Here is a 22,261-nt window from a genome sequence, read left to right on the forward strand (position 1 = left end):
CAGCGCCCCGCGCCGAGTGCGCCCGGCGCCGACAGCGGGCTCAGCGCCCGGCCGCGCGGTTCGTCTTCGCGGTCGCGGGCGCCGTCCACGGATCCTCCGGCCACGGATGGCGCGGGTAGCGCCCGCGCATCTCCCTGCGCACCTGCTGGTACGGGCCGTTCCAGAAGGACGCGAGGTCGTCGGTCACGGCGAGAGGACGCCGCGCGGGGGAGAGCAGGTGGAAGAGCACGGGCACGCGCCCGTCGACCAGGCGCGGCGTCTGCGCGAGGCCGAAGACCTCCTGCAGCTTCACGGCGACGACGGGCCGTGCATCCACATCGCCCGCGTAGTCGATGCGCACGCGCGACCCGGACGGCACGGCGAGCCGCTCGGGCACGAGCTCGTCGAGGCGCGCGGCCTCCGGCCAGGGGAGCAGGCGCCGCAGCGCCGCCTCGACGTCGATCCCGTGCAGGGACACGTCGGCGCGCAGGCGGGAGAGGTCGGGCCCCAGCCAGTCGTCGATGCGCGCGAGCAGGGAGGCGTCGTCGACCTCGGGCCACGGGCGGCCGATCTCCCGGTGCACGAGCGCGAGGCGCGCGCGCAGGGCGAGCGCCTCGGGACGCCACGCGAGCGCGTCGAGGCCTCTCTCGCGGACGTGCGCGGCGAAGGCGGGGCCGACGTCCTCGGGGGTCGCCGCGACGGGCGTCTCGGCGAGCAGGATGGCGCCGAGCCGGCGGGTGCGGCGGACGCGCACGCGACCGCCCTCGATGCGTGCGGCGCGTTCGTCGCTTGTGAGCCCCGCCCCGATCGCGAGCGCGTCCTCCTCGGCGAGCGCGGCGGCCGTCCGGATGACGGCGCCGGTGCCCTCGGCAGCGCGGCCCTCTGCGCGCTGGACCTCCCAGACCGCGAGCCACTCCGACGCGCTCAGCGCACTGCCCGCGGGAAGCGCGGCGCGCGTGCCGCTCGCGAGGAGGTACGTCCGGTCGTGCGGGCCCGTGCGCCGGGCGATCCAGTCGGGCCGCGCGAGGGCGACGACGGCTCCCGGCGCGGATAGCCCGGAATCGGACCCGCCTGGCGCGGATGGCCCGGAATCGGACTCGCGGGGCGCCGCGTCGGATGCCGCGATCCGGGCGAGCCGGGTCGTCTCGCGCCGCCAGCGCGCGGCGCCCGGGCCGCGGCCATCCCTGAGCTCGCGGAGCATCCGCCCGAGGTCGGCGTCGGCATCGCGGTGGTCGTCGGAGATCGCCGCGACGACCTCGGCGGCCGCGCGCGCATCGCCGAGCATCGCGGCGCCCTCGAGGAGGGCCCGCGCCTCGCGAGCGCCGACGGGAAGCGGTGCGATGCGGCGCCCGAGATCCGTCGGCCGTCCGCTCGCGTCGGTCAGCTCGAGCGCGTGCAGCACGGAGAGCGCCTGAGCGACCGCGGCGCGCGGGGGAGGGGTGAGGAGGGCGAGGCCCTCGCCGCCCGGCGTGCCCCACGCTCCCGCGAGGAGCAGGGCGTCGACGAGGTCGGCCGAGGCGATCTCCGGTGCGGCGGCAACCGGCATCCGCGCGAAGTCGACCTCCGCGTAGGCGCGCACCGCTCGGCCGGGGCCCTGCCGTGCCGCGCGCCCGGCTCGCTGGTCCGCGCTCGCTCGCGACGCGCTGACCGTCACGAGGCCGGTCATGTCGCGGCCGCGGTCTCGGCGCACCTCGCGCGAGAGGCCCGCGTCGACGACGAGCCGCACGCCGGGCACCGTGAGCGAGCTCTCGGCGAGCGCCGTGCTCACGACGATGCGGGGCGGCTCCCCGGCGCGGCGCCCCTGCGTGGCGCGATCCTGCTCGCGGGCGGGCAGCCGGCCGTGCAGGGGGAGGACCTCGATGTCCGCCGCGCGGTCGCGGATGAGTCGCACGAGCTCGTCGACATCGCGCGCCGAGGGCACGAAGACGAGGGCATCGCAGCCGTCCTCGCGCTGTGCGGCCGTCGCGACGCGGGCGAGGTGCGCGAGGTGCGCGCGCGTGACGCCGCGCTCGTCGAGGCGCGGTGCATCTCCCGGCGCGTACTCGATCGCAAGCGGATGGAGGGGCGACGGCACATCGATGACGGGCGCGGGATGATCAGCGCTGCCGAGCAGGCGGGCGACGGCGTCCGCATCGAGGGTCGCCGACATGGCCGTCACGACGAGGTCGTCGCGGAGCGCGCGTGCCTCGGCGAGCATCCCGAGGAGGAGGTCGCCGTCGAGCGAGCGCTCGTGCACCTCGTCGAGGATGACCGCGTCGACGCCGTCGAGACCGGGATCGGCGAGCAGTCGGCGCAGCAGCACGCCGGGGGTGAGGAGCTCGATGCGCGTGCGCGGGCCGACCTCGCGCTCGCCGCGGACGCTGAAGCCGACCGGGCCGCCGAGCTCCGCCCCGTCCAGCTGCGCGATGCGGCGGGCGGCCGCGCGCACGGCGACCCGCCGCGGCTGCGTCACGAGCACGCGGCCCTCGACCGCGTTCGCGAGCAGCGGTGGCACGAACGTGGTCTTGCCCGTTCCGGGCGGCGCCGTCACGACGAACGCGCCGTGCCGGGCGGCCGAAAGCAGCGCATCGCGCGCCGTCGACACCGTGAGCCCCGCGCCGAGCGCGGCGAGGTCGAAGCGGTGCGGGTCGGCCATCGTCCGATTCTCTCAGGGGGGCGGGAACGGCGAAGGCCCCGCTCGCAGACGAGCGGGGCCTTCGCACCGGGTGCCCCCGGAGGGATTCGAACCCCCGACCTTCGGTACCGGAAACCGGCGCTCTATCCCCTGAGCTACGGAGGCGTGCTGATCGAGCTTATCAGCGCGGCGAGGGTGTCTCGTACACGTCGGGCGCCGCCGGGAGCGCCGGCTCGGGCTGGTTCTCCGCGGCCTCGACCTGCACGGGGGCCGTGATCTCCGCGATCGCCGCGACGAGGCGCTCCGCGAGATGGGCGTGTCCGGCGTCGGAGGGGTGCCGCGCGCCGCGCTCCGACGTGTCGATGAGCCGCAGGTAGTCGGCCGCCGTGATCCACTCGTCCTGCACGGGCGAGATGTACGGCCATCCGCGGTCGGCCGCGAGCGCCGAGAGCCTGCGGTCGAGCTCCGCCGTCGTGTCCTCGACCGGAAGGATGTGCGGCGCGGGGCCGAGGACGACGATCGCGGCGTCGGGGTAGAGGTCCGCGAGCGCGTCCCATGCCGCATTCACCGCGCCCGCGTAGCGCGACAGGTCCTGACGGCGGTCGTTGATCGAGCCCTGGACGATGACGAGATCCGGATCGAGCGCGGGATCGAGCGCGGCGATGCGCTCGCCGAAGGCCGGGCCGTCGATCCCCGGCTTGAGGTACCCGCTGCCCCGCACGCCGTCGACGACGGTTTCCCAGCCCTCGAGCTCCCCGAAGCGGTACGCGTACCCGCCCGTCGGGCTCGTCGCCGCCGAGCCGTAGGTCCACGAATCGCCGAAGACGAGCACCGTCGGGTCGTCGGGCAGCGCGATCGTCGCGGTGCTCTCGGCGGAAGCCGCCTCTCGGTCGGAGGCGACCGCCGCGTCGGGCACGGGGAGCGGCGCCCAGGGCCGCCAGACCCCGAGCACGAGGGCGGCGGCGAGCAGGAGGAAGCCGATCGCCGCGGCGAGCACGACGGGCCGGCGGGTCGGGTGCGCCGCGGTCATGCGAACGAGGATAAGCACTCGGCGTGGCCACACCGTGCGTCGTCATAAACTTGTGACGCTATGAACCCGGATTCCCTCGCCGCCGCCCTGCTCGCCGTCCTCTCTCCGATCGCCGAGCGTCGCCGCCCCGAGGAGTCCCTCGACCTGGCCGCCGCCGACGTCGTCTTCGAGCGCCCGAAGAACCGCGATCACGGCGACTGGGCCACGAACATCGCCATGAAGCTCGCCAAGCGCCTCGGCGCGAACCCGCGCGAACTCGCGCAGGAGATCGCCGACGCCCTCGGCTCGGTCGACGGCATCGCGTCGGTCGAGGTCGCGGGCCCCGGCTTCATCAACATCCGCCTCGACGCCGCCGCGGCTGGGGTCCTCGCGAAGACGATCGTCGACGCGGGCGCCGCATACGGGCGCAACGAGACGCAGGTCGGCAACACGATCAACCTCGAGTTCGTGAGCGCGAACCCCACGGGCCCGCTCCACATCGGCCACACGCGCTGGGCCGCGCTCGGCGACTCGATCGCGCGCGTGCTCAAGGCGAGCGGCGCCGACCTCGTCAGCGAGTACTACATCAACGACGCGGGCGCGCAGATGGACAAGTTCGGCGCGAGCGTGCTCGCGGCGGCCAAGGGGGAGCCGACGCCGGAGGGCGGCTACCCGGGCCAGTACATCGCCGATCTCGCCGCGCACGTCCTCGAGCAGCGCCCCGATCTGCTCGAGCTCGACGACGACGCGCAGCTCGCCGTCGCCCGCGAGCTCGGCTATGCGCGCCAGCTCGAGGAGATCAAGCAGTCCCTCGAGACGTTCAACGTGCACTTCGACGTCTTCTTCAGCGAGCGCACGCTGCACGAGAAGGGCGCCGAGGGCGCCAGCGCGATCGACCAGGCCATCGACCGCCTGGCCGAGCAGGGCCACGTGTTCGAGGACGGCGGTGCCGTCTGGGTGCGCACGACCGCGTTCGGCGACGACAAGGACCGCGTCGTCCGCCGCTCCGACAGCGAGATCTACACGTACTTCGCGGCCGACGCGGCGTACTACCTCTCGAAGTCCGACCGCGGCTATCAGCACAAGATCTACCTGCTGGGCGCCGACCACCACGGCTACGTCCACCGTCTCAAGGCCCTCGCGGGCGCGGCGGGCGACGACCCCCAGAAGGACATCGAGGTGCTCATCGGGCAGCTCGTCTCGGTGAACGGGGCGCGCCTGTCCAAGCGCGCGGGCAACATCATCGAGATGGACGACCTCATCTCGTGGATCGGGACGGACGCGCTGCGGTACTCGCTCGCGCGGTACCCCGCCGACTCGCCGCTCGCGCTCGACCCCGAGCAGCTGCGCAGGCGCACGAACGACAACCCGGTCTTCTACGTGCAGTACGCGCACGCGCGCACGGTGAACGTCGCGCGCAACGCCGTGGACGCGGGAGTCGACCGCTCGACGTTCGCGCCCGAGCTGCTCGACCACGAGACCGAGAGCGCGCTGCTCGGCGCCCTCCAGGAGTTCCCCCGCGTCGTGGCGTTCGCCGCCGAGCTGCGCGAGCCGCACCGCATCGCGCGCTACCTCGAGGAGCTCGCCGGCCTGTACCACCGCTGGTACGACAGCTGCCGCGTCACGCCCAAGGGCGACGAGCCCGTCGAGCCCGTGCACGGCACGCGCCTGTGGCTGAACGACGCGACCGGCCAGGTGCTCCGCAACGGGCTCGACCTCCTCGGTGTGAGCGCGCCCGAGCGGATGTGACGTGGCGCGCCGCCGTCGTCCGCTGAGGGCGCTCGTCGCCGTCGGCGTGATCGTCGCCGTCGCGGCCGCGGCGTTCCTCGTCGGCGAGGCGGTCGCGCGCGAGCTCGTGAAGCAGCAGGTGCGCGACGTGATCGTGTCGGAGCTCGCGCTGCCGGCCGACCAGCCGATCGAGGTCGGGGTCGGCGGGCTCGTCATCCCGCAGCTCATCGCGGGCCGGCTCGACGACCTCGCCGTCGCGAGCGACGACGTCGCGGTCGGCGGGCTGTCCGGCGACGTCGCGGTGCGCGCGCACGGGGTGCCTGTGCGGGGAGACGACCTGAGCGCGCTCGGCGGCACCGCCGCCATCCGGATGGACGCGGCGGATGTCGACGCGCTGCTCGCCGCGGTCGGCGGCAGCTGGGCGACGTGGGGGGATGTCGCCGTGCAGCTCCCCGGGCCCGCCGCGCGCCTGTCGACGCACGTGAGCCTGCTGGGCGCGGACATCCCGCTGTCGTTCAGCGCCGTGCCGAGCGTGTCGGACGGCGACGTCGTGCTCACCCCCGAGGCGATCTCGATCGGCGACCTCGAGCTGACCGCGGACACGCTCGCGCAGGCGCCGGTCGACCTCAGCGCCCTCGCGCGGCCGTTCACGCTGTGCCGCGCCGATGCGCTCCCCGACGGCCTCGAGGTGACCGCGGCCGACATCGACGACGAGCATCTCGTCGTCCGCCTCGCGTTCGCCGACGGCGTCCTCTCCGACGCCGACGCCCTCGCCGCGGCGAGCTGCGGCTGATGCGTCGTCGTGCGTCGTCCCGCGGCACGGGTCGCGCGCGGCGTGCCATAGACTCTCAGTCACCGCGGCGACGTGACCATCCCGCGCCGCGGCGAACCCCCATCCACTGATTGGTGCCCCGTGTCCTCGTCCGCCCTCGCGCCCGAATGGCTCACGTCTCCCGCTGACCCGAACGACCTCGCGCCCGGTGTCTGGCCGGCATCGGCGTCGCGCGACGCGAACGGGGTGCTCGTCATCGGCGGGGTGCCCGCCACGGCGCTCGCGCGAGAGTACGGGACCCCGGTCGTCGTGATCGACGAGGACGAGGCGCGCTCGCGCGCCGTGCGCACGCGCGACGCGTTCGCGTCCGCTGCGGCTCGCCGCGGCGGCGACGCGCGCGTCTACTACGCCGGCAAGGCGTTCCTGAGCGCCGAGATCGCGCGGTGGATGGTCGACGCGGGCCTGCGGATCGACGTCTGCTCGGGCGGCGAGCTCGCGGTCGCCCTCGCTGCCGGCGTGGCGCCCTCGCACATCGGCTTCCACGGCAACAACAAGCAGGTGTGGGAGCTCGAGCGCGCCGTCACCGCCGGCGTCGGCACGATCATCGTGGACTCGCTCATCGAGATCGAGCGCCTCGCGGCGATCACGGAGCGCCTCGACGTCATGCAGAGCGTGCTCGTGCGCGTCAACAGCGGTGTGCACGCCGAGACGCACAGCTTCCTCGCGACGGCGCACGAGGACCAGAAGTTCGGGTTCCCGCTCAGCGCGGCCGAGGAGGCGGTGGCCCGCATCCGCGAGCTGCCACACGTGCGCTTCGCCGGCCTCCACTGCCACATCGGCTCGCAGATCTTCGGCGTCGCCGGCTTCCGCGAGTCGGCCTCGCGGCTCGTCGAGCTGCACGAGCGCCTCCTCGCGGGCGGGGAGATCCCGCTGCTCAACCTCGGCGGGGGCTTCGGGATCGCCTACACGCGAGCCGACGATCCCTCGCCCATCGAGGACCTCGCGGAGGGCATCGTCGGGGCCGTCGCGGACGAGTGCGACGCGCGCGGCATCCCGCTGCCGACCCTCGCCTTCGAGCCGGGCCGCAGCATCATCGGCACCGCGGGCGTCACGCTCTACGAGGTCGGCACCGTGAAGCCGGTCCGCGTGCAGACGCCCGACGGAGAGCGCGACCGCCTCTACGTGAGCGTCGACGGCGGCATGAGCGACAACGCGCGCGGCGCGCTGTACGGCGCTCAGTACTCGGCGCGGCTCGCGTCGCGCGAGGGGATGGACGCTCCCGCGCTCGTGCGCGTCGTCGGCATGCACTGCGAGTCGGGCGACATCGTCGTCGACCACGAGTACCTTCCGGGCGACGTCACGCCCGGCGACCTGCTCGCCGTCCCCGCGACGGGCGCGTACACCGTGCCGCTCGCGAGCAACTACAACCACGTCCCGCGTCCGCCCGTCGTGGCGGTCCGCGGGGGGAGCGCCCGCGTGATCGTGCGCGGCGAGACGATCGACGATCTGCTCGCCCGCGACGCCGGGCTCGACACCGAGACCGGCCTCGCGGCCGGAGAGGGAGAAGGATGATCGACCACCGCACGCTGAGGGTCGCCCTGCTGGGCGCCGGTTCCGTCGGCTCGCAGGTCGCGCGCCTGCTTCTCGAGCACGGCGACGACCTCGCCGAGCGCAGCGGCGCGAGCCTCGAGCTCTCGGGCATCCTCGTCCGCGACCTCGACGCCCCTCGCGACGTCGAGCTCCCGCGCGAGCTGCTCACGACCGACGCCGAGAACCTCATCGTCGGCGCCGACATCGTCATCGAGCTCATGGGCGGCATCGAGCCCGCCCGCACCCACATCCTCACCGCCCTGAACTCGGGCGCCGACGTCGTGACGGGCAACAAGGCCCTCCTCGCCGCTCACGGCGCCGAGATCTTCGACGCCGCCGACCAGGTCGGCGCGTCCGTCTCGTACGAGGCCGCCGTCGCAGGCGCGATCCCGATCATCCGCCCCCTGAAGGACTCGCTCGCAGGCGACCGGATCGTTCGCATCTTCGGCATCGTCAACGGCTCGACGAACTTCATCCTCGACAAGATGGACCGCGAGGGGCTCTCCGCCGAGGAGGCGCAGCGCATCGCGACGGACCTCGGCTACCTCGAGGCCGACCCGACCCTCGACCTCGAGGGATACGACGCGGCCCAGAAGGCGGCCATCCTCGCGAGCCTCGCGTTCCACACCGAGGTCGCGATGGAGCACGTGCACCGCGAGGGCATCGAGTCGATCACGGCCGACATGATCGAGGGCGCGCGCCGCGCGGGCTTCGTCATCAAGCTCCTCGCCGTGTGCGAGCGCCTGCCCGGCGCCGAAGGGGAGGACGAGTCGATCTCGGTGCGCGTGTATCCCGCGCTCATCAGCCGCGACCATCCCCTCGCGACGGTGCACGGCGGCAACAACGCCGTGTTCGTCGAGGCCGAGGCGGCGGGCCCCCTCATGTTCTACGGCGCGGGAGCGGGCGGCGTGCAGACCGCGTCGGCCGTGCTCGGCGACGTCGTCTCGGCCGCCCGCCGCCACATCGCCGGCGGCGTGGGCGTGGGGGAGTCGGCGCGCCAGAGCCTGCCGACCGCCGAGATCGGGCGCATCACGACGCGCTACCAGATCACCCTCGAGGTGTCGGACGAGCAGGGCGTGCTCGCGACGATCGCGGGCATCCTCAACGACGGCGGCGTCTCCGCGGCGACCGTCGAGCAGACCGTCGATGACGAGGGCACCGCCCGCATCGTGATCGGAACCCACAGGGCTCGGGAGCAGGCGCTCAGCGACACCGTCGCCCGCCTCGCTCAGAGCGATGTCGTCGAGCGCGTGGCCTCGGTGCTGCGCGTGGAAGGAGAATGACCATGGCCCACGTCTGGCGCGGAGTGATGCGCGAGTACGCCGACCGTCTGGGCGTCACCGACGCCTCGACCGTCGTGACCCTCGGCGAGGGCGGCACGCCGCTCATCCCGGCACCCGCCCTGTCGCAGCGCACGGGCGCGGATGTCTGGATCAAGTTCGAGGGCATGAACCCGACCGGCTCGTTCAAGGACCGCGGCATGACCGTCGCGCTCTCGCGCGCCGTCGAGCACGGCGCGAAGGCCGTCATCTGCGCGTCGACCGGCAACACGTCGGCCTCGGCCGCGGCGTACGCCGCGCACGCGGGGATCACCGCGGCGGTCCTCGTGCCCGAGGGCAAGATCGCCATGGGCAAGCTCAGCCAGGCCGTCATCCACGGCGGCCAGCTCATCCAGATCCGCGGCAACTTCGACGACTGCCTCGAGATCGCGCGCGAGCTCAGCGAGAGCTACCCCGTGCACCTCGTGAACTCGGTCAACCCCGACCGCATCGAGGGCCAGAAGACCGCGGCGTACGAGATCGTCTCGCAGCTCGGCGACGCCCCCGAATTCCACTTCATCCCGATCGGCAACGCGGGCAACTACACCGCGTACTCGCGCGGGTACGTCGAGGACGCAGAGGCCGGCACGTCGACGCGCGTGCCGCGCATGTTCGGCTTCCAGGCAGAGGGCTCGGCGCCCATCGTCCGCGGCGAGGTCGTGAAGAACCCGGAGACGATCGCCACGGCCATCCGCATCGGCAACCCCGCCTCGTGGGAGCTCGCCCTCGCGGCGCGCGAGAAGACCGACGGGTACTTCGGCGCGATCTCCGACTCGGCCATCCTCGCCGCGCAGCGGCTCCTCGCGAGCACGGCCGGCGTGTTCGTCGAGCCGGCGTCCGCGATCGGCGTCGCCGGTCTCCTCGAGCGCGCCGAGGCGGGCGCGATCCCCGCGGGCTCGCGCGTCGCGATCACCGTCACGGGCCACGGGCTCAAGGACCCGCAGTGGGCGCTCAAGCAGGAGGACGGCTCGGAGGTGACCCCGACGGTCGTCGACGCCTCGACATCCGACGTCGCCGACGTGCTCGGGCTCGCTCCCGTCGGAGCGCCCGCGTGACGCCAGCCCGGCGCTCGGTGCACGTCCGCGTGCCGGCCACGAGCGCCAACCTGGGCCCCGGGTTCGACACCCTCGGCCTCGCGCTGTCGGCGTACGACGAGCTCACCGTGACGGCCCTGCCGGAGAGCGAGCTCGAGATCGAGGTGACCGGGTCGGGCGCGGAGGAGATCCCCCGCGACGAGTCGCACCTCATCGTGCGCGCCATCCGCCACGTCTTCGCCGATGCGGGGCGCCCCGCGCCGGGCCTGCGGCTCGTCGCGCACAACGGCGTCCCGCACGGGCGCGGCCTCGGCTCCTCGGGCGCCGCCGTCTCGGCCGGCGTGCTCGCCGCGAAGGGGCTCCTCGAGGGCGACGTCGAGCTCTCCGAGAACGACCTCCTCCGCCTCGCGACCGAGCTCGAAGGACACCCCGACAACGTCGCACCCGCCCTCTTCGGCGGGCTCACGATCGCGTGGGTCGACGAGCGGGGCCCGCAGCACAAGAAGCTCCTCGTGCATCGCGGCGTCGCGCCCGTCGTCTTCGTCCCGGAGACGACCATGTCGACCTCCCTCGCACGCAGCCTGCAGCCCTTGCAGGTGCCGCGCGAGGACGCCGTGTTCAACGTCTCGCGCTCGGCGCTCCTCATCGCGGCGCTCACGCAGAGCCCCGAGCTGCTGCTCGCCGCGACCGAGGACAAGCTCCACCAGAACTACCGCGCCGAGGCGATGCCCGAGACGCACCGGCTCGTGCAGGCGCTGCGCGCGGCGGGCTTCGCGGCCGTCGTCTCGGGCGCGGGCCCGAGCGTCCTCGTCCTCGCCGACGGCCCCGGCCGACGCGTCGAGGCAGCCGAGCTCGTCGCCCGCGTCGCGGACACCCCGTGGGACGCCCTCATGCTCGCCGTCGATTTCAAAGGTGGTACAGTGAGGGACATCCCGGTGGGTGCTGAATAGCACGTTCGAAGCCACCGTCGCAATTCTGCGAAGCCCCCGCACGATCCCCGCCGTCTCCGAGACCGGCCGAGATCCACGCGCGTCGTGGCGCGCGTCACGCGAATCCCGCCAGTGCGGTTCGGGTCATGCCACGCAATACCGACAGGAGTACTCGTGGAGCCGATCTCCGAGATCCAGAACGACGCCGTCGGCGGAGAAGAGACCCTCTTCGACGCGCAGCCCGAGGCGCAGGCGACCGAGACGTCGCCCGCCGAGAGTGCGCAGGCCGACGCCCAGCCCGCCGCAGACGCGGCACCCGCCGAGGAGGCGCCCGCCAAGCCCGTGCGCAAGCGCGCGCCGCGCCGCGTGAAGTCGGCCGGCACGGCCGACGCGGCCGTCGAGGCGCCCGCCGAGGAGGCCCCCGCGGCCGAGGAGGCACCCGCCGCCGCCGAGGCGCCCGTGGCTGAGGAGGCGCCCGCGAAGCCGGTGCGCAAGCGCGCGCCGCGCCGCACGAAGAAGGCCGACCCCGTCGTCGAGACGCCGGCAGAGGAGGCCCCGCAGGCCGACGCGGCGGCGTCCGCCGACGCGGCGGAGGTCGTCGAGGTCGCCGAGCAGGCGGTCGAGACCGCTCCCTCGCCCGAGGCCATGGACGAGGCGCCGGCCGCGGAGGAGACCCCCGCCGAGGAGGAGGCGTCCGCTGAGGAGGCCCCTGCGGCCGACGAGGCGGCCGCTGACGAGACGGCCGCCGCGGAGGACGCCGTCGAGGCGCCCGCCGAGGACGCCGAGAAGCCCGCCGAGCAGGCCGACGCCGCCCCGGCGGAGCAGGCCGACGCCGCCCCCGCGGAGCAGGCCGAGGGCGAGCAGGCCGAGGGTGGCCGTGGCCGTGGCCGTGGCCGCCGTCCGGTCCGCAAGGCCGAGCCGGCCGCCGAGGAGGCGCCCGCCGACGCGCAGGGCGACGCCGACGAGGCGTCCGACGCCGCACGCGCCGAGGGCGGCCGCGAGGGCGAGCGCTCGGAGGAGGGCACCGGCCGCCGAGGCCGCAACCGCAACCGCCGAGGCCGCAACAAGGGCAACGGCGAGGCACAGGGCGACGACGCCCGCGCGACGCAGGACGACGCCAACGACGAGGGCGACCGCGGGGACCGCGGCGGTCAGCGCCAGGGGCGCGGCCAGGCACAGGCCCAGGCGCAGAACGAGGGCCGTGGTCGCGCGCGCAACAAGCGCCGCGGCGGCGGCGCCGACGACGAGTTCGACACCGAGATCGGCGAGGACGACGTCCTCATCCCGATCGCGGGCGTTCTGGATGTGCTCGACAACTACGCGTTCGTCCGCACCACGGGCTACCTCCCGGGGCACCAGGACGTCTACGTCTCGCTCGGCCAGGTGAAGAAGTACCACCTCCGCAAGGGCGACGCGATCGTCGGCGCGATCAAGCAGCCGCGCGAGGGCGAGTCGACGGGCCGGCAGAAGTACAACGCGCTCGTCAAGGTCGACTCGATCAACGGCCTGTCCGTCGAGGACGCCGCGAACCGCGTCGAGTTCGGCGACCTCACGCCGCTCTACCCGCAGGAGCGCCTCCGCCTCGAGACCGCGCCCGAGAAGCTCACGCAGCGCATCATCGACCTCGTCGCGCCGATCGGGAAGGGCCAGCGCGGCCTCATCGTCGCGCCGCCCAAGGCCGGCAAGACGATCGTCCTGCAGCAGATCGCGAACGCGATCTCGCAGAACAACCCCGAGGCCCACCTCATGGTCGTGCTCGTCGACGAGCGGCCCGAGGAGGTCACCGACATGCAGCGGTCGGTCAAGGGCGAGGTCATCGCCTCGACGTTCGACCGTCCCGCGGAGGACCACACGACGGTCGCCGAGCTCGCGATCGAGCGGGCGAAGCGCCTCGTCGAGCTGGGCCGCGACGTCGTCGTGCTGCTCGACTCGATCACGCGCCTCGGACGCGCGTACAACATCTCGGCCCCGACCTCGGGCCGCGTGCTCACGGGCGGCGTCGACGCGTCGGCGCTCTACCCGCCCAAGCGCTTCTTCGGCGCCGCGCGCAACATCGAGAACGGCGGCTCGCTGACCATCCTCGCCACGGCGCTCGTCGAGACCGGATCGAAGATGGACGAGGTGATCTTCGAGGAGTTCAAGGGCACCGGCAACATGGAGCTGCGCCTCTCGCGTCAGCTCGCCGACAAGCGGATCTTCCCGGCGGTCGACGTCAACGCGTCGTCCACGCGCCGTGAGGAGATGCTCCTTTCGCCCGACGAGGTGAAGATCACGTGGAAGCTGCGTCGCGCCCTCGCGGGCCTCGACCAGCAGCACGCGCTCGGCGTCATCCTCGACAAGCTCAAGGAGACGCAGTCGAACGTCGAGTTCCTCGTGCAGATGCAGAAGTCGATCCCGGCGACGGGCGGCCGCGGCTCGGGCCACGAGAACGACATCCGCTGACGCGGGCGGGGGAGCACGCGTGTTCGAGTCCGTCCAGGCGCTGATCGACGAGCACCGGCGGGTGCAGGAGGAGCTCTCCGACCCCGCCGTGCACGCCGACGCGGCGCGCGCCAAGCGGGTCAACCGGCGCTACGCCGAGCTCAGCCGCATCGTGCGCGCGCACGAGGAGTGGATCGCCGCGGGGGAGGACCTCGAGGCCGCTCGCGAGCTCGCGAAGGAGGACGACGCCTTCGCCGAGGAGGTGCCGGCACTCGAGGAGCACCTCGCGCAGGCGCAGGAGCGGCTGCGGCGTCTCCTCATCCCGCGCGACCCGGATGACGCGCGCGACGTGATCATGGAGATCAAGGCCGGCGAGGGCGGCGCCGAGAGCGCCCTCTTCGCGGCCGATCTCCTGCGCATGTACATGCAGTACGCGGCGTCGAAGGGGTGGAAGACCGAGCTCCTCGAGCGCGACGAGTCCGACCTCGGCGGCTACAAGAACGTGCAGGTCGCCATCAAGGGATCCTCGAACGACCCCGCGCAGGGCGTGTGGGCGCATCTCAAGTACGAGGGCGGCGTGCACCGCGTGCAGCGCGTGCCCGCGACCGAGTCGCAGGGACGCATCCACACCTCGACGACCGGCGTGCTCGTCTTCCCCGAGGTGGACGAGCCCGAGGAGATCCACATCGACCCGAACGACCTGAAGATCGATGTCTTCCGGTCGTCCGGACCCGGCGGCCAGTCGGTCAACACGACCGACTCGGCGGTGCGCATCACGCACGTGCCGACCGGCATCGTCGTGTCGATGCAGAACGAGAAGTCGCAGCTGCAGAACCGGGAGGCGGGCATGCGCGTCCTCCGCGCGCGCCTGCTCGCGAAGCAGCAGGAGGAGCTCGCGGCCGTCGCGGCCGATGCGCGCAAGTCGCAGATCCGCGGCATGGACCGCTCGGAGCGCATCCGCACGTACAACTTCCCCGAGAACCGCATCGCGGACCACCGCACGGGATACAAGGCGTACAACCTCGACCAGGTGATGGACGGCGCGCTCGAGCCCGTCGTGCAGTCCTGCATCGAGGCCGACGAGGCCGAGCGCCTCGCGTCGCTCGGGGAGTGATCTCGGCCGGCTGATGCCATCCGTCGCCCCGTTGGGCGGGCGCCGTCCCGTTGGGGTCGCGGTTTCCGTCCGTATTGGTCGGTTGGGGGCCGCCAAGTGCGACCTGGGCGGGCGGTCGCCCCGTTGGGGTCGCGGTTTCCGGCCGTATTCGTCGGTTGGGGGCCGCGAAGTGCGACCTGGGCGGGTGTCGCCCTGTCGGGGTCGCGATTTCCGGCCGTATTCGTCGGTTGGGGGCCGCGAAGTGCGACCTGGGCGATCACCGCCGTGGACGAAGGCGGTGCGGCGATCACCGTCGTGGACGAAGGCGGTGCGGCGATCGTGCGGGAGGATGGTCGGATGGACATCCACGAGCTGAGCGCCGTCGAGCTCGCGGCGGCACTCCAGCGCGGCGAGGTCGCGCCCCGCGACGTCGCGACGCACTTCCTCGACCGGATCGCCCGGCTCGACGACGGCCTCGGCGCCTTCACCGAGGTGACGGCCGCGCGGGCCCTCGCGGCCGCGGATCGGCTCGGACGGCCCGACCCGACGCGTCCCCTGTGGGGCCTGCCTCTCGCAGACAAGGACCTCACCGCGCGCGCCGGAGTGCCGACCCGCTACGGATCGCGAGCGTTCGCCGCGTACGTGCCCGTGGCATCCGACCCGCTCGCGGCCGCGCTCGACGAGCTCGGAGCCGTGAGCCTCGGGAAGACCAGCACCCCCGAGTTCGGCATGACCGGCTACACCGAGTCGCGCGTCGCCCCGCCCACGCGGAACCCGTGGGACCCGGCGACGGGCGCCGGCGGGTCGAGCGGCGGGGCAGCCGTCGCGGTCTCGGCCGGCCTGCTGCCCGCAGCTCCCGCCTCGGACGGCGGCGGGTCCATCCGCATCCCCGCCGCGACCGTGGGGGTCGTCGGGATCAAGCCGTCGCGCGGCCGCCTGCCGATCGGATCAGGGCTCGATGCGCCGGGCGGGCTGTCGGTCGCCGGCCCGATCGCCCGCACCGTCGAGGACGCGGCGTTCCTGCTCGACGCGCTCGCGGCATCCGCTCCCTACACCTACGCGACGCGCGCACCCGGACGCGGCCCGTTCGCTGCGGCCGCCCGGTGCGACCCCGGCCGACTCCGCGTGGGCGTCACGACCGTCACGCCGTGGGACGGATGGACCGACACGGCCCTCGATGCCGCCGCGCGCGCGGCGTTCGACCGCGGGATCGCGCTCCTCGAAGCCGCGGGGCACGATGTCTCGGACGCGGACTGGCAGCCGCGCGGGTACCCCGAGCTCTTCACGACGATCTGGCGCGCCTCCGCTGCGCGGATCCCCGTGGCCGACGATCGCCTGGACCTCGACCTCGAGCCCCTCACGGCGTGGCTCGTGCGCGAGGGGAGGGCGCTCGCGGCTGAGCGCGTGCTGGCCGCGTATGCCGCCGCGACCGTGTTCGAGCGGGAGACGATCGCGGCGTTCGCGCCGTTCGACGTCGTCCTGACGCCCGCGCTCGCGCAGTCGCCGCGCCCCGTGGGGTGGTACGACCAGGACGATCCCGAGCGGAACTTCGCGCAGCAGTGCTCCTATGCGCCGCACACCAGCTTCGTGAACGTGAGCGGGCTGCCCGCGCTCACGGTGCCGCTGCTGCCCGACGCGTCAGGGCGCCCCGTGAGCGTGCAGCTCGTCGGACGCCCAGGCGGCGAGGGCACGATCATCGCCCTTGCAGCGCAGCTCGAGGCCGCGCGCGGGCCCCTGCCGCGCCCGCCGGTCGCGGCCTGACGGCCATCCGCTGGTTCCGCGAAACGCGGCGAGCGAGCGGCGCCTCGCGGAGACAGGCGTCGAGCAGCGGTCAGATGCTGTACTCGGGCGCCATGAGGATGAGGCGCGCGTCCTCGCCGGACCGGCGGGCCCGCGCCTTCGCGGGGATGCCGACGAGAACCGTGTCGGCCGGAGCGCTGCGGGTGACCACGGCGTTCGCGCCGATCATCGAGCGGTCGCCGATCACGACGGGTCCGAGGACCTTGGCTCCCGCACCGACGGCGACGCCGTCGCCCAGCGTGGGGTGGCGCTTGCCGCCGTCGTGGGTGCGGCCGCCGAGCGTGACGCCGTGGTAGAGCATGACGTCGTCGCCGATCTCGGCGGTCTCGCCGATCACGACGCCCATGCCGTGGTCGATGAAGAACCGGCGGCCGATCACGGCGCCGGGATGGATCTCGATGCCGGTCAGCCAGCGCGTGAGCTGCGACCCCGCGCGCGCGACGAACCGGAGGCCCCGGATCCACAGGGCATGCCAGAGACGATGCGCCCAGATGGCGTGGAGGCCGGGGTAGAGGAGGGCGATCTCGAGCGCGGAACGCGCCGCGGGATCCCGACGCCGGGCGGCATCGAGATCCTCGCGGACGCGACTCCAGAAGGACATCGGGCGGTCAGTCCTCGCGCAGGTCCTCGAACAGGGCCGTCGAGAGGTAGCGCTCGCCCGTGTCGGGGATGATCACGACGATCTTCTTGCCGGCGTTCTCGGGGCGCTTGGCGACCTCGATCGCGGCCCAGGCGGCCGCGCCCGACGAGATGCCGACGAGCAGGCCCTCGTTCGCGGCGAGCGCGCGCGAGGTGGCGATCGCGTCGTCGAACTCGACCGTGACGACCTCGTCGAACACCTCGGTGTCGAGGATCGGGGGCACGAAGTTCGGGCCGATGCCCTGGATCTTCGCCGGGCCGGGGGTGCCCTGCGACAGCAGCGGCGAGGCGCTCGGCTCGACCGCGACGACCTTCACATCGGGGTTGCGCTCCTTGAGCACCTGCCCGACGCCCGTGATCGTGCCGCCCGTGCCGATGCCGGCGACGAAGATGTCGACCTGGCCGTCGGTGTCGCGCCAGATCTCCTCGGCCGTGGTCTTGCGGTGGATGGCGGGGTTCGCCTCGTTCGCGAACTGCTTCGCGAGGATGGCGCCGGGCGTCTCGGACGCGATGCGCTCGGCCTCCGCGACGGCGGCCTTCATGCCGCCGGCGGGGTCGGTGAGCACGAGCTCGGCGCCGAAGGCCTTGAGGAGCACGCGGCGCTCCTTCGACATCGAGGCCGGCATCGTCAGGATGACCTTGTAGCCGCGGGCGGCGCCGACGAGCGAGAGGGCGATGCCCGTGTTGCCGCTCGTCGCCTCGACGATCGTGCCGCCGGGCTTGAGCTCGCCCGACTCCTCCGCCGCGTTGATGATCGCGATGCCGAGGCGGTCCTTGACGCTCGAACCGGGGTTGAAGTACTCGAGCTTGGCGTACACCTCGGCGCCCGCGCCCTCGACGACGCGGTTGAGGCGGACGAGCGGGGTGTTGCCGAACGCGGTGGTGACGTCTGCGTGGATACCGGTCATGACGGCCTTTCTGCGGAGGAGATCCTGCGATCGGCTTCACATTAGGGCACAACGCCCGGGGCGCCGCGCGACGGCGTAACCGAGTTACGCCGTCCGTAGACTGGACGAGCCATGACGCTCCCCGCCCCTCGGCCCGCCGCCGCCTCCGTCCGCTCCGCTCTGTCGGAGGCCGCCCGGATCCTCGCCGACGCGGGGGTGCCCGACCCCGACGTCGACGCCGAGCTCCTGCTCGCGCACGTGCGCGGCGAGAGCCGCGGGGGAGTGCAGGCCGCCGTCATCCGCGGCGACGCCCTCGCCCCCGAGCACGCGGCGGCGTTCGAGGCCCTCGTCGAGCGCCGCGCCGCGCGCGTGCCGCTGCAGCACATCACGGGCGTCGCGCACTTCCGGCACCTCGACCTCGCGGTCGGCCCCGGGGTGTTCGTCCCCCGCCCCGAGACCGAGATGGTGGCCCAGCTGGCGATCGACGCGCTCCGTGCCGACCCGTCGCCCGAGCCCGTCGCCGTCGACCTCGGCACGGGCAGCGGCGCCATCGCGCTCGCGCTCGCGACCGAGGTGCCGCACGCGCGCGTGCACGCCGTGGAGAAGTCGCCCGACGCGCACGCGTGGACCCTGCGCAACGCCGAGCGGATCGGCGCCGAGAACCTCCGCATCGTCCTCGGCGACCTCGCCGACGCGCTCCCCGAGCTCGACGGCACCGTCGCGGTCGTCGCGTCCAATCCGCCGTACGTCCCCGACGACGCCATCCCGCGCGACCCGGAGGTGCGTCTGCACGACCCGGCCGCGGCGCTCTACGGCGGGCCGGACGGCCTCGACGTCGTGCGGGTCCTGAGCCGGACGGCCGCGCGTCTCCTGCGCCCCGGCGGAGTCCTCGTCATCGAGCACGGCGAGTGGCAGGGCGCGCCCATCCGCGATCTCCTCACGGCCGACGGATGGCGCGGAGCCGCGACCCATCCGGATCTCACGATGCGCGACCGCGCGACCACGGCCATCCGCGGCTGACCGCCTGCCGCACCCGTTCGGGCGCCGCCGCGGCGTCGCGACCGGCGTTCCCAGCGGCGTCGCCGTAGACTTGACCCGCTATGTCCCCCCTCTTCGATCTGCGCGACGAGACGCAGCTCCTCCCCGGCATGCGCCAGGCCCGTCAGGCGATCGCCCGCGGCGAGCTCGTCGTCCTCCCGACCGACACCGTGTACGGCGTCGCGGCCGACGCGTTCAGCCCCGAGGCCGTGCAGCGTCTGCTCGACGCGAAGGGGAGGGGGCGCCAGCAGCCGCCGCCCGTGCTCGTGGCGGGCGAGGACGCGATGCGCGCTCTCGTCGAGGAGGTGCCCGGGGCCGTCCAGCGCCTCGTCTCGCGCTTCTGGCCCGGCGGCCTCACGATCGTGCTCCCCGCCCAGCCGTCCCTCAGCTGGGACCTCGGCGAGACGCACGGCACCGTGGCGGTGCGCATGCCCGACCACCGGCTCACCCTGGAGCTGCTGACCGAGACCGGTCCGCTCGCCGTCTCGAGCGCGAACCTCACGGGGCGCCCCGCCGCCGTGACGATCGACTCCGCGATCGGCATGCTCGGCGAGAGCGTCGCGGTCTACCTCGACGCGGGCGCCTCCGCGACGGGCATCGCGTCGACGATCATCGACGCGACGTCGCTCGTGGGCGGAGTCGCCGACCCGGTCGTCCGCGTGCTGCGCGACGGCGCCGTCACGCGCGCGGAGCTGCGCGATGTGCTCGGCGACCTCCTCGAGCCCGACCCCGAGACCGAGGCCGAGCCCGAGGCAGCGAGCGGCCCGTGAGACAGTACGTCTTCATCATCGTCCTGACGGCCGCGGTCACCTACGGCCTCTCGTGGACGGTGTGGAAGCTCGCGATGCGGTACAAGCTGTACCCCGGCATCCGCGAGCGCGACGTGCACAAGACGCCCACGCCCCGGCTGGGCGGCGTGGCGATGTTCCTGGGCATCGCGACCGCGTTCGCGGTCTCGGCGGCGAACCCGTACTTCGGGATCTTCTGGGACGAGCCGCAGCGCGTGTGGTCGATCCTCGCCGCCGTGACGCTCATCATGCTCGTCGGCGTCGCCGACGATCTGTGGGACCTCGACTGGATGATCAAGCTCGCGGCGCAGTTCCTCGCGGCGGGCATCATCGCCGTGGGCGGCCAGCTGCAGATCTTCTTCCTCCCGTTCGGCGGCATCACGGTGTGGGGGAGCTGGTTCAGCATCGGCGTCACGATCCTCTCGATCGTCATCGCCATGAACGCCGTGAACTTCATCGACGGCCTCGACGGGCTCGTCGCCGGCGTCTGCCTCATCTCCAACGCCGTGTTCTTCGTGTACTCGTATCTGCTCATCCGCGACATCGGCGCGACGAGCTACTTCAACTTCGCGACCTTCATCGCTGCGGTCCTCATCGGCGCCTGCATCGGCTTCCTGCCGCTGAACTGGAGCCCCGCGAAGCTCTTCATGGGCGACTCCGGCGCGCTCGTGCTGGGCCTGCTCATGGCCACGAGCGCGGTCGCGATCACGGGTCAGCTGCCTCCGTCGATCGTCGGGCGCGAGGACTTCGACTCGCAGCTGCTCGGAGCGTTCATCCCGATCATCCTGCCGATCATCGTCGTCGCGCTCCCGCTGGCCGACTTCGGCCTCGCCGTCATCCGCCGCATGGGCGCGGGCAAGTCGCCGTTCTCGCCCGATCGCAAGCACCTGCACCACCGGATGCTCGACATGGGCCACAGCGACCGCGACTCGACCCTCATCTTCTACGCGTGGACCTCGATCTGCTCGCTCGCGGTGCTGCTCATGTACATCGCGACGCAGAACGGATGGCCCGGCGACTGGTGGATCGGCATCGCGTTCGGCGGCGTCGGCATCATCGCGTGCCTCGTCGTCACGCTCACCCCCTCGCGCCGCGCGCCGCGCGGCGACGGCGCGGACACCCCCGCCGGCGCACCGACCCCACAGGAGGCCTGATGTCGCCCTCTCCCGTCTCGAGCACGCCCGTCCTGCGCGCGGCCATCCGGTGGAGCGTCATCGCGACGCTCGTCATCGCGATCGTCGGAGGAGCGATCGGCTTCCTCGTCGCGGGGGCGGACGGGCTGTGGTCGGCGCTCGCGGGCGCCCTCGTGGCCGCGGTGTTCCTCATCCTGACGAGCGTGAGCGTACTCGTGGCGAACCGCTGGTTCGGCGACCCCCTCTACGTGCAGATCTTCTTCGGCATCGTCCTGGGCGGATGGTTCCTCAAGCTCATCGTCTTCATCGGCGCGCTCTTCCTCCTGCGCGGGCAGCCGTGGCTCGAGCCGGTCGTGTTCTTCGTCGCGATCGTCGCGAGCGTCGTCGCGTCGCTCGTCGTCGACGTCATCGTCGTGCGGACCATGCGCATCCCGCACGTGTCCGACGTCGCGCTGCCGGGGGAGGACGCCCCCGACGCCGACGCGCGCTGACGGGCGCCCGCCCGGATTTCTACAGAGCGTCAAAACCTGGGTTCGACCTTTGATAGGCTGGACTCACCTGCGGCCGGTGTGCGGCGCGATGAACGCGACGAGGCCCCGCAGACCCGCTCTCTCATGACAATTCACCGTGCTGGGCACTGCTCCGCGCGAGAAGCTGGAGCCACAGGTTGACTCAGGCAGCGAACCTCATCGCCAAGATCGCTGACGGCGAGGAATTCCACCCGCCGTCGATCGCGGACTTCTTCCCCGAGGGGCTGCTCTTCGTCGGCACGCCGTTCGAGATCACGCGCATCAACCTCGCGCAGTTCCTCGCCACCGCGGTGCTCGTCCTCATCCTCGTGCTCGGCACGCGCCGGATGACCGTGGTCCCCGGCCGCTTCCAGAGCATCGTCGAGATGGGCATGCTGTTCGTGCGCGACACCTTCGCGCACAACATCCTCGGGCGCAAGGACGGCGACCGCTTCCTGCCGCTGCTCATGACGATGTTCTTCATGATCCTGTTCATGAACCTGACGGGCATCATCCCCGGCATCAACATCGCCGGCACGAGCGTCATCGCGGTCCCGCTGCTGCTCGCGGTGGTCGCGTACGTGGCCTTCATCTACGCGGGCATCAAGAAGAGCCCGGCCGGGTTCTTCCGGAACGCGCTCTTCCCGCCCGGGGTCCCGCCGTTCCTCTACATCATCGTCACGCCGCTCGAGTTCCTCTCGACGTTCATCATCCGTCCCGTCACGCTGACGCTGCGACTTCTGATGAACATGATCGTCGGGCACCTCATGCTCGTGCTGTTCTTCTCGGCGACGCAGTTCTTCCTCATCTCGATGGGCGGATGGTGGTCGCTGCTGAGCGTGGGAACGCTCGCGTTCGGCTTCGCCTTCACCCTGTTCGAGGTCCTGGTCGCCGTGCTCCAGGCCTACGTCTTCACGATCCTCACCGCGGTCTACATCCAGCTCGCGGTTGCGGAAGAGCACTGACGGACGACCACACG

At 73.0% G+C, this 22,261-nt stretch carries 18 protein-coding genes and 1 tRNA gene; 14 read left to right on the top strand and 5 right to left on the bottom strand.

Going from position 1 to position 22,261, the window contains the following annotated elements:
- Window positions 1-40: 40 nt before the first annotated feature.
- From hrpB to ACOWU6_RS10295, 3 genes are all read right to left on the bottom strand, one after another.
- On the bottom strand, window positions 41-2,614 hold the full coding sequence (gene hrpB, locus ACOWU6_RS10285) for an ATP-dependent helicase HrpB (RefSeq protein WP_421075617.1): 2,574 nt from the start codon (window positions 2,612-2,614) through the stop codon (window positions 41-43).
- Between the two features lie 71 nt (window positions 2,615-2,685).
- Window positions 2,686-2,758, bottom strand: a tRNA-Arg gene (locus ACOWU6_RS10290).
- Between the two features lie 16 nt (window positions 2,759-2,774).
- Window positions 2,775-3,623: an SGNH/GDSL hydrolase family protein gene (locus tag ACOWU6_RS10295; protein WP_421075618.1), complete on the bottom strand. Its 849-nt coding sequence runs from the start codon at window positions 3,621-3,623 to the stop codon at window positions 2,775-2,777.
- A gap of 60 nt (window positions 3,624-3,683) precedes the next feature.
- Here ACOWU6_RS10295 and argS point away from each other — a divergent pair, with 60 nt between their 5' ends.
- The 9 genes from argS to ACOWU6_RS10340 all read left to right on the top strand — a co-directional run bounded on the left by argS (window position 3,684) and on the right by ACOWU6_RS10340 (window position 16,249).
- Entirely contained in the window at window positions 3,684-5,351 is a 1,668-nt protein-coding gene (gene argS / locus ACOWU6_RS10300; RefSeq protein WP_421075619.1) for an arginine--tRNA ligase, read from the top strand.
- A 1-nt stretch (window position 5,352) separates the two neighbouring features.
- Entirely contained in the window at window positions 5,353-6,123 is a 771-nt protein-coding gene (locus ACOWU6_RS10305; protein ID WP_421075620.1) for an LmeA family phospholipid-binding protein, read from the top strand.
- A gap of 120 nt (window positions 6,124-6,243) precedes the next feature.
- The gene (lysA, locus tag ACOWU6_RS10310) at window positions 6,244-7,674 is read left to right on the top strand and encodes a diaminopimelate decarboxylase (RefSeq protein WP_421075621.1); all 1,431 of its coding nucleotides are present in this window, start codon (window positions 6,244-6,246) and stop codon (window positions 7,672-7,674) included.
- The gene (locus ACOWU6_RS10315) at window positions 7,671-8,975 is read left to right on the top strand and encodes a homoserine dehydrogenase (protein ID WP_421075622.1); all 1,305 of its coding nucleotides are present in this window, start codon (window positions 7,671-7,673) and stop codon (window positions 8,973-8,975) included. The genes lysA and ACOWU6_RS10315 overlap by 4 nt, the downstream gene beginning before the upstream one ends.
- Window positions 8,976-8,977: 2 nt before the next feature.
- Window positions 8,978-10,066: a threonine synthase gene (gene thrC, locus ACOWU6_RS10320; protein ID WP_421075623.1), complete on the top strand. Its 1,089-nt coding sequence runs from the start codon at window positions 8,978-8,980 to the stop codon at window positions 10,064-10,066.
- Entirely contained in the window at window positions 10,063-10,995 is a 933-nt protein-coding gene (thrB, locus tag ACOWU6_RS10325; RefSeq protein ID WP_421075624.1) for a homoserine kinase, read from the top strand. Before thrC ends, thrB begins: the two co-directional genes overlap by 4 nt.
- Window positions 10,996-11,148: 153 nt before the next feature.
- Window positions 11,149-13,416 carry a transcription termination factor Rho gene (gene rho / locus ACOWU6_RS10330; RefSeq protein ID WP_421075625.1) on the top strand — a complete coding sequence of 756 codons (2,268 nt, stop codon included), beginning with the start codon at window positions 11,149-11,151 and terminating at the stop codon, window positions 13,414-13,416.
- Window positions 13,417-13,435: 19 nt separating this feature from the next.
- A complete protein-coding gene (prfA, locus tag ACOWU6_RS10335; protein ID WP_324012044.1) occupies window positions 13,436-14,509 on the top strand; it encodes a peptide chain release factor 1 in 1,074 nt (357 codons plus the stop codon).
- A gap of 336 nt (window positions 14,510-14,845) precedes the next feature.
- Window positions 14,846-16,249: an amidase gene (locus ACOWU6_RS10340; RefSeq protein ID WP_421075626.1), complete on the top strand. Its 1,404-nt coding sequence runs from the start codon at window positions 14,846-14,848 to the stop codon at window positions 16,247-16,249.
- A gap of 70 nt (window positions 16,250-16,319) precedes the next feature.
- On the opposite strand, the gene epsC is transcribed toward ACOWU6_RS10340, so the two are convergent.
- Both epsC and cysK read right to left on the bottom strand, forming a co-directional pair.
- Entirely contained in the window at window positions 16,320-16,889 is a 570-nt protein-coding gene (epsC, locus tag ACOWU6_RS10345; protein ID WP_271172237.1) for a serine O-acetyltransferase EpsC, read from the bottom strand.
- Between the two features lie 7 nt (window positions 16,890-16,896).
- On the bottom strand, window positions 16,897-17,835 hold the full coding sequence (gene cysK, locus ACOWU6_RS10350; RefSeq protein WP_282978117.1) for a cysteine synthase A: 939 nt from the start codon (window positions 17,833-17,835) through the stop codon (window positions 16,897-16,899).
- A 111-nt stretch (window positions 17,836-17,946) separates the two neighbouring features.
- On the opposite strand from cysK, the gene prmC reads away from it, so the two are divergent.
- The 5 genes from prmC (at window position 17,947) to atpB (ending at window position 22,247) form a co-directional block, all read left to right on the top strand.
- Window positions 17,947-18,834, top strand: coding sequence for a peptide chain release factor N(5)-glutamine methyltransferase (prmC, locus tag ACOWU6_RS10355; protein WP_421075627.1), 888 nt, complete (start codon window positions 17,947-17,949; stop codon window positions 18,832-18,834).
- Window positions 18,835-18,914: 80 nt separating this feature from the next.
- On the top strand, window positions 18,915-19,622 hold the full coding sequence (locus ACOWU6_RS10360; protein WP_421075628.1) for an L-threonylcarbamoyladenylate synthase: 708 nt from the start codon (window positions 18,915-18,917) through the stop codon (window positions 19,620-19,622).
- Entirely contained in the window at window positions 19,619-20,794 is a 1,176-nt protein-coding gene (locus tag ACOWU6_RS10365; protein ID WP_271172233.1) for an MraY family glycosyltransferase, read from the top strand. The genes ACOWU6_RS10360 and ACOWU6_RS10365 overlap by 4 nt, the downstream gene beginning before the upstream one ends.
- Complete coding sequence (locus tag ACOWU6_RS10370) at window positions 20,794-21,264, top strand: hypothetical protein (protein ID WP_282978113.1); 471 nt, start codon at window positions 20,794-20,796, stop codon at window positions 21,262-21,264. The genes ACOWU6_RS10365 and ACOWU6_RS10370 overlap by 1 nt, the downstream gene beginning before the upstream one ends.
- A gap of 176 nt (window positions 21,265-21,440) precedes the next feature.
- Window positions 21,441-22,247, top strand: coding sequence for a F0F1 ATP synthase subunit A (atpB, locus tag ACOWU6_RS10375; protein WP_271172231.1), 807 nt, complete (start codon window positions 21,441-21,443; stop codon window positions 22,245-22,247).
- The last annotated feature ends 14 nt before the right edge of the window (window positions 22,248-22,261 follow it).

The organism is Microbacterium sp. SA156 (assembly GCF_049065455.1).
Taxonomy (GTDB): domain Bacteria; phylum Actinomycetota; class Actinomycetes; order Actinomycetales; family Microbacteriaceae; genus Microbacterium; species Microbacterium barkeri.

What these genes read in the sequence shown, in the direction of transcription:
- hrpB (WP_421075617.1), bottom strand. Translation starts at nt 2,614, where the DNA reads ATGGCCGACCCGCACCGCTTCGACCTCGCCGCGCTCGGCGCGGGGCTC.
- ACOWU6_RS10295 (WP_421075618.1), bottom strand. Translation starts at nt 3,623, where the DNA reads ATGACCGCGGCGCACCCGACCCGCCGGCCCGTCGTGCTCGCCGCGGCG.
- argS (WP_421075619.1), top strand. Translation starts at nt 3,684, where the DNA reads ATGAACCCGGATTCCCTCGCCGCCGCCCTGCTCGCCGTCCTCTCTCCG.
- ACOWU6_RS10315 (WP_421075622.1), top strand. Translation starts at nt 7,671, where the DNA reads ATGATCGACCACCGCACGCTGAGGGTCGCCCTGCTGGGCGCCGGTTCC.
- thrC (WP_421075623.1), top strand. Translation starts at nt 8,978, where the DNA reads ATGGCCCACGTCTGGCGCGGAGTGATGCGCGAGTACGCCGACCGTCTG.
- ACOWU6_RS10340 (WP_421075626.1), top strand. Translation starts at nt 14,846, where the DNA reads ATGGACATCCACGAGCTGAGCGCCGTCGAGCTCGCGGCGGCACTCCAG.
- epsC (WP_271172237.1), bottom strand. Translation starts at nt 16,889, where the DNA reads ATGTCCTTCTGGAGTCGCGTCCGCGAGGATCTCGATGCCGCCCGGCGT.
- cysK (WP_282978117.1), bottom strand. Translation starts at nt 17,835, where the DNA reads ATGACCGGTATCCACGCAGACGTCACCACCGCGTTCGGCAACACCCCG.
- prmC (WP_421075627.1), top strand. Translation starts at nt 17,947, where the DNA reads ATGACGCTCCCCGCCCCTCGGCCCGCCGCCGCCTCCGTCCGCTCCGCT.
- ACOWU6_RS10360 (WP_421075628.1), top strand. Translation starts at nt 18,915, where the DNA reads ATGTCCCCCCTCTTCGATCTGCGCGACGAGACGCAGCTCCTCCCCGGC.
- ACOWU6_RS10370 (WP_282978113.1), top strand. Translation starts at nt 20,794, where the DNA reads ATGTCGCCCTCTCCCGTCTCGAGCACGCCCGTCCTGCGCGCGGCCATC.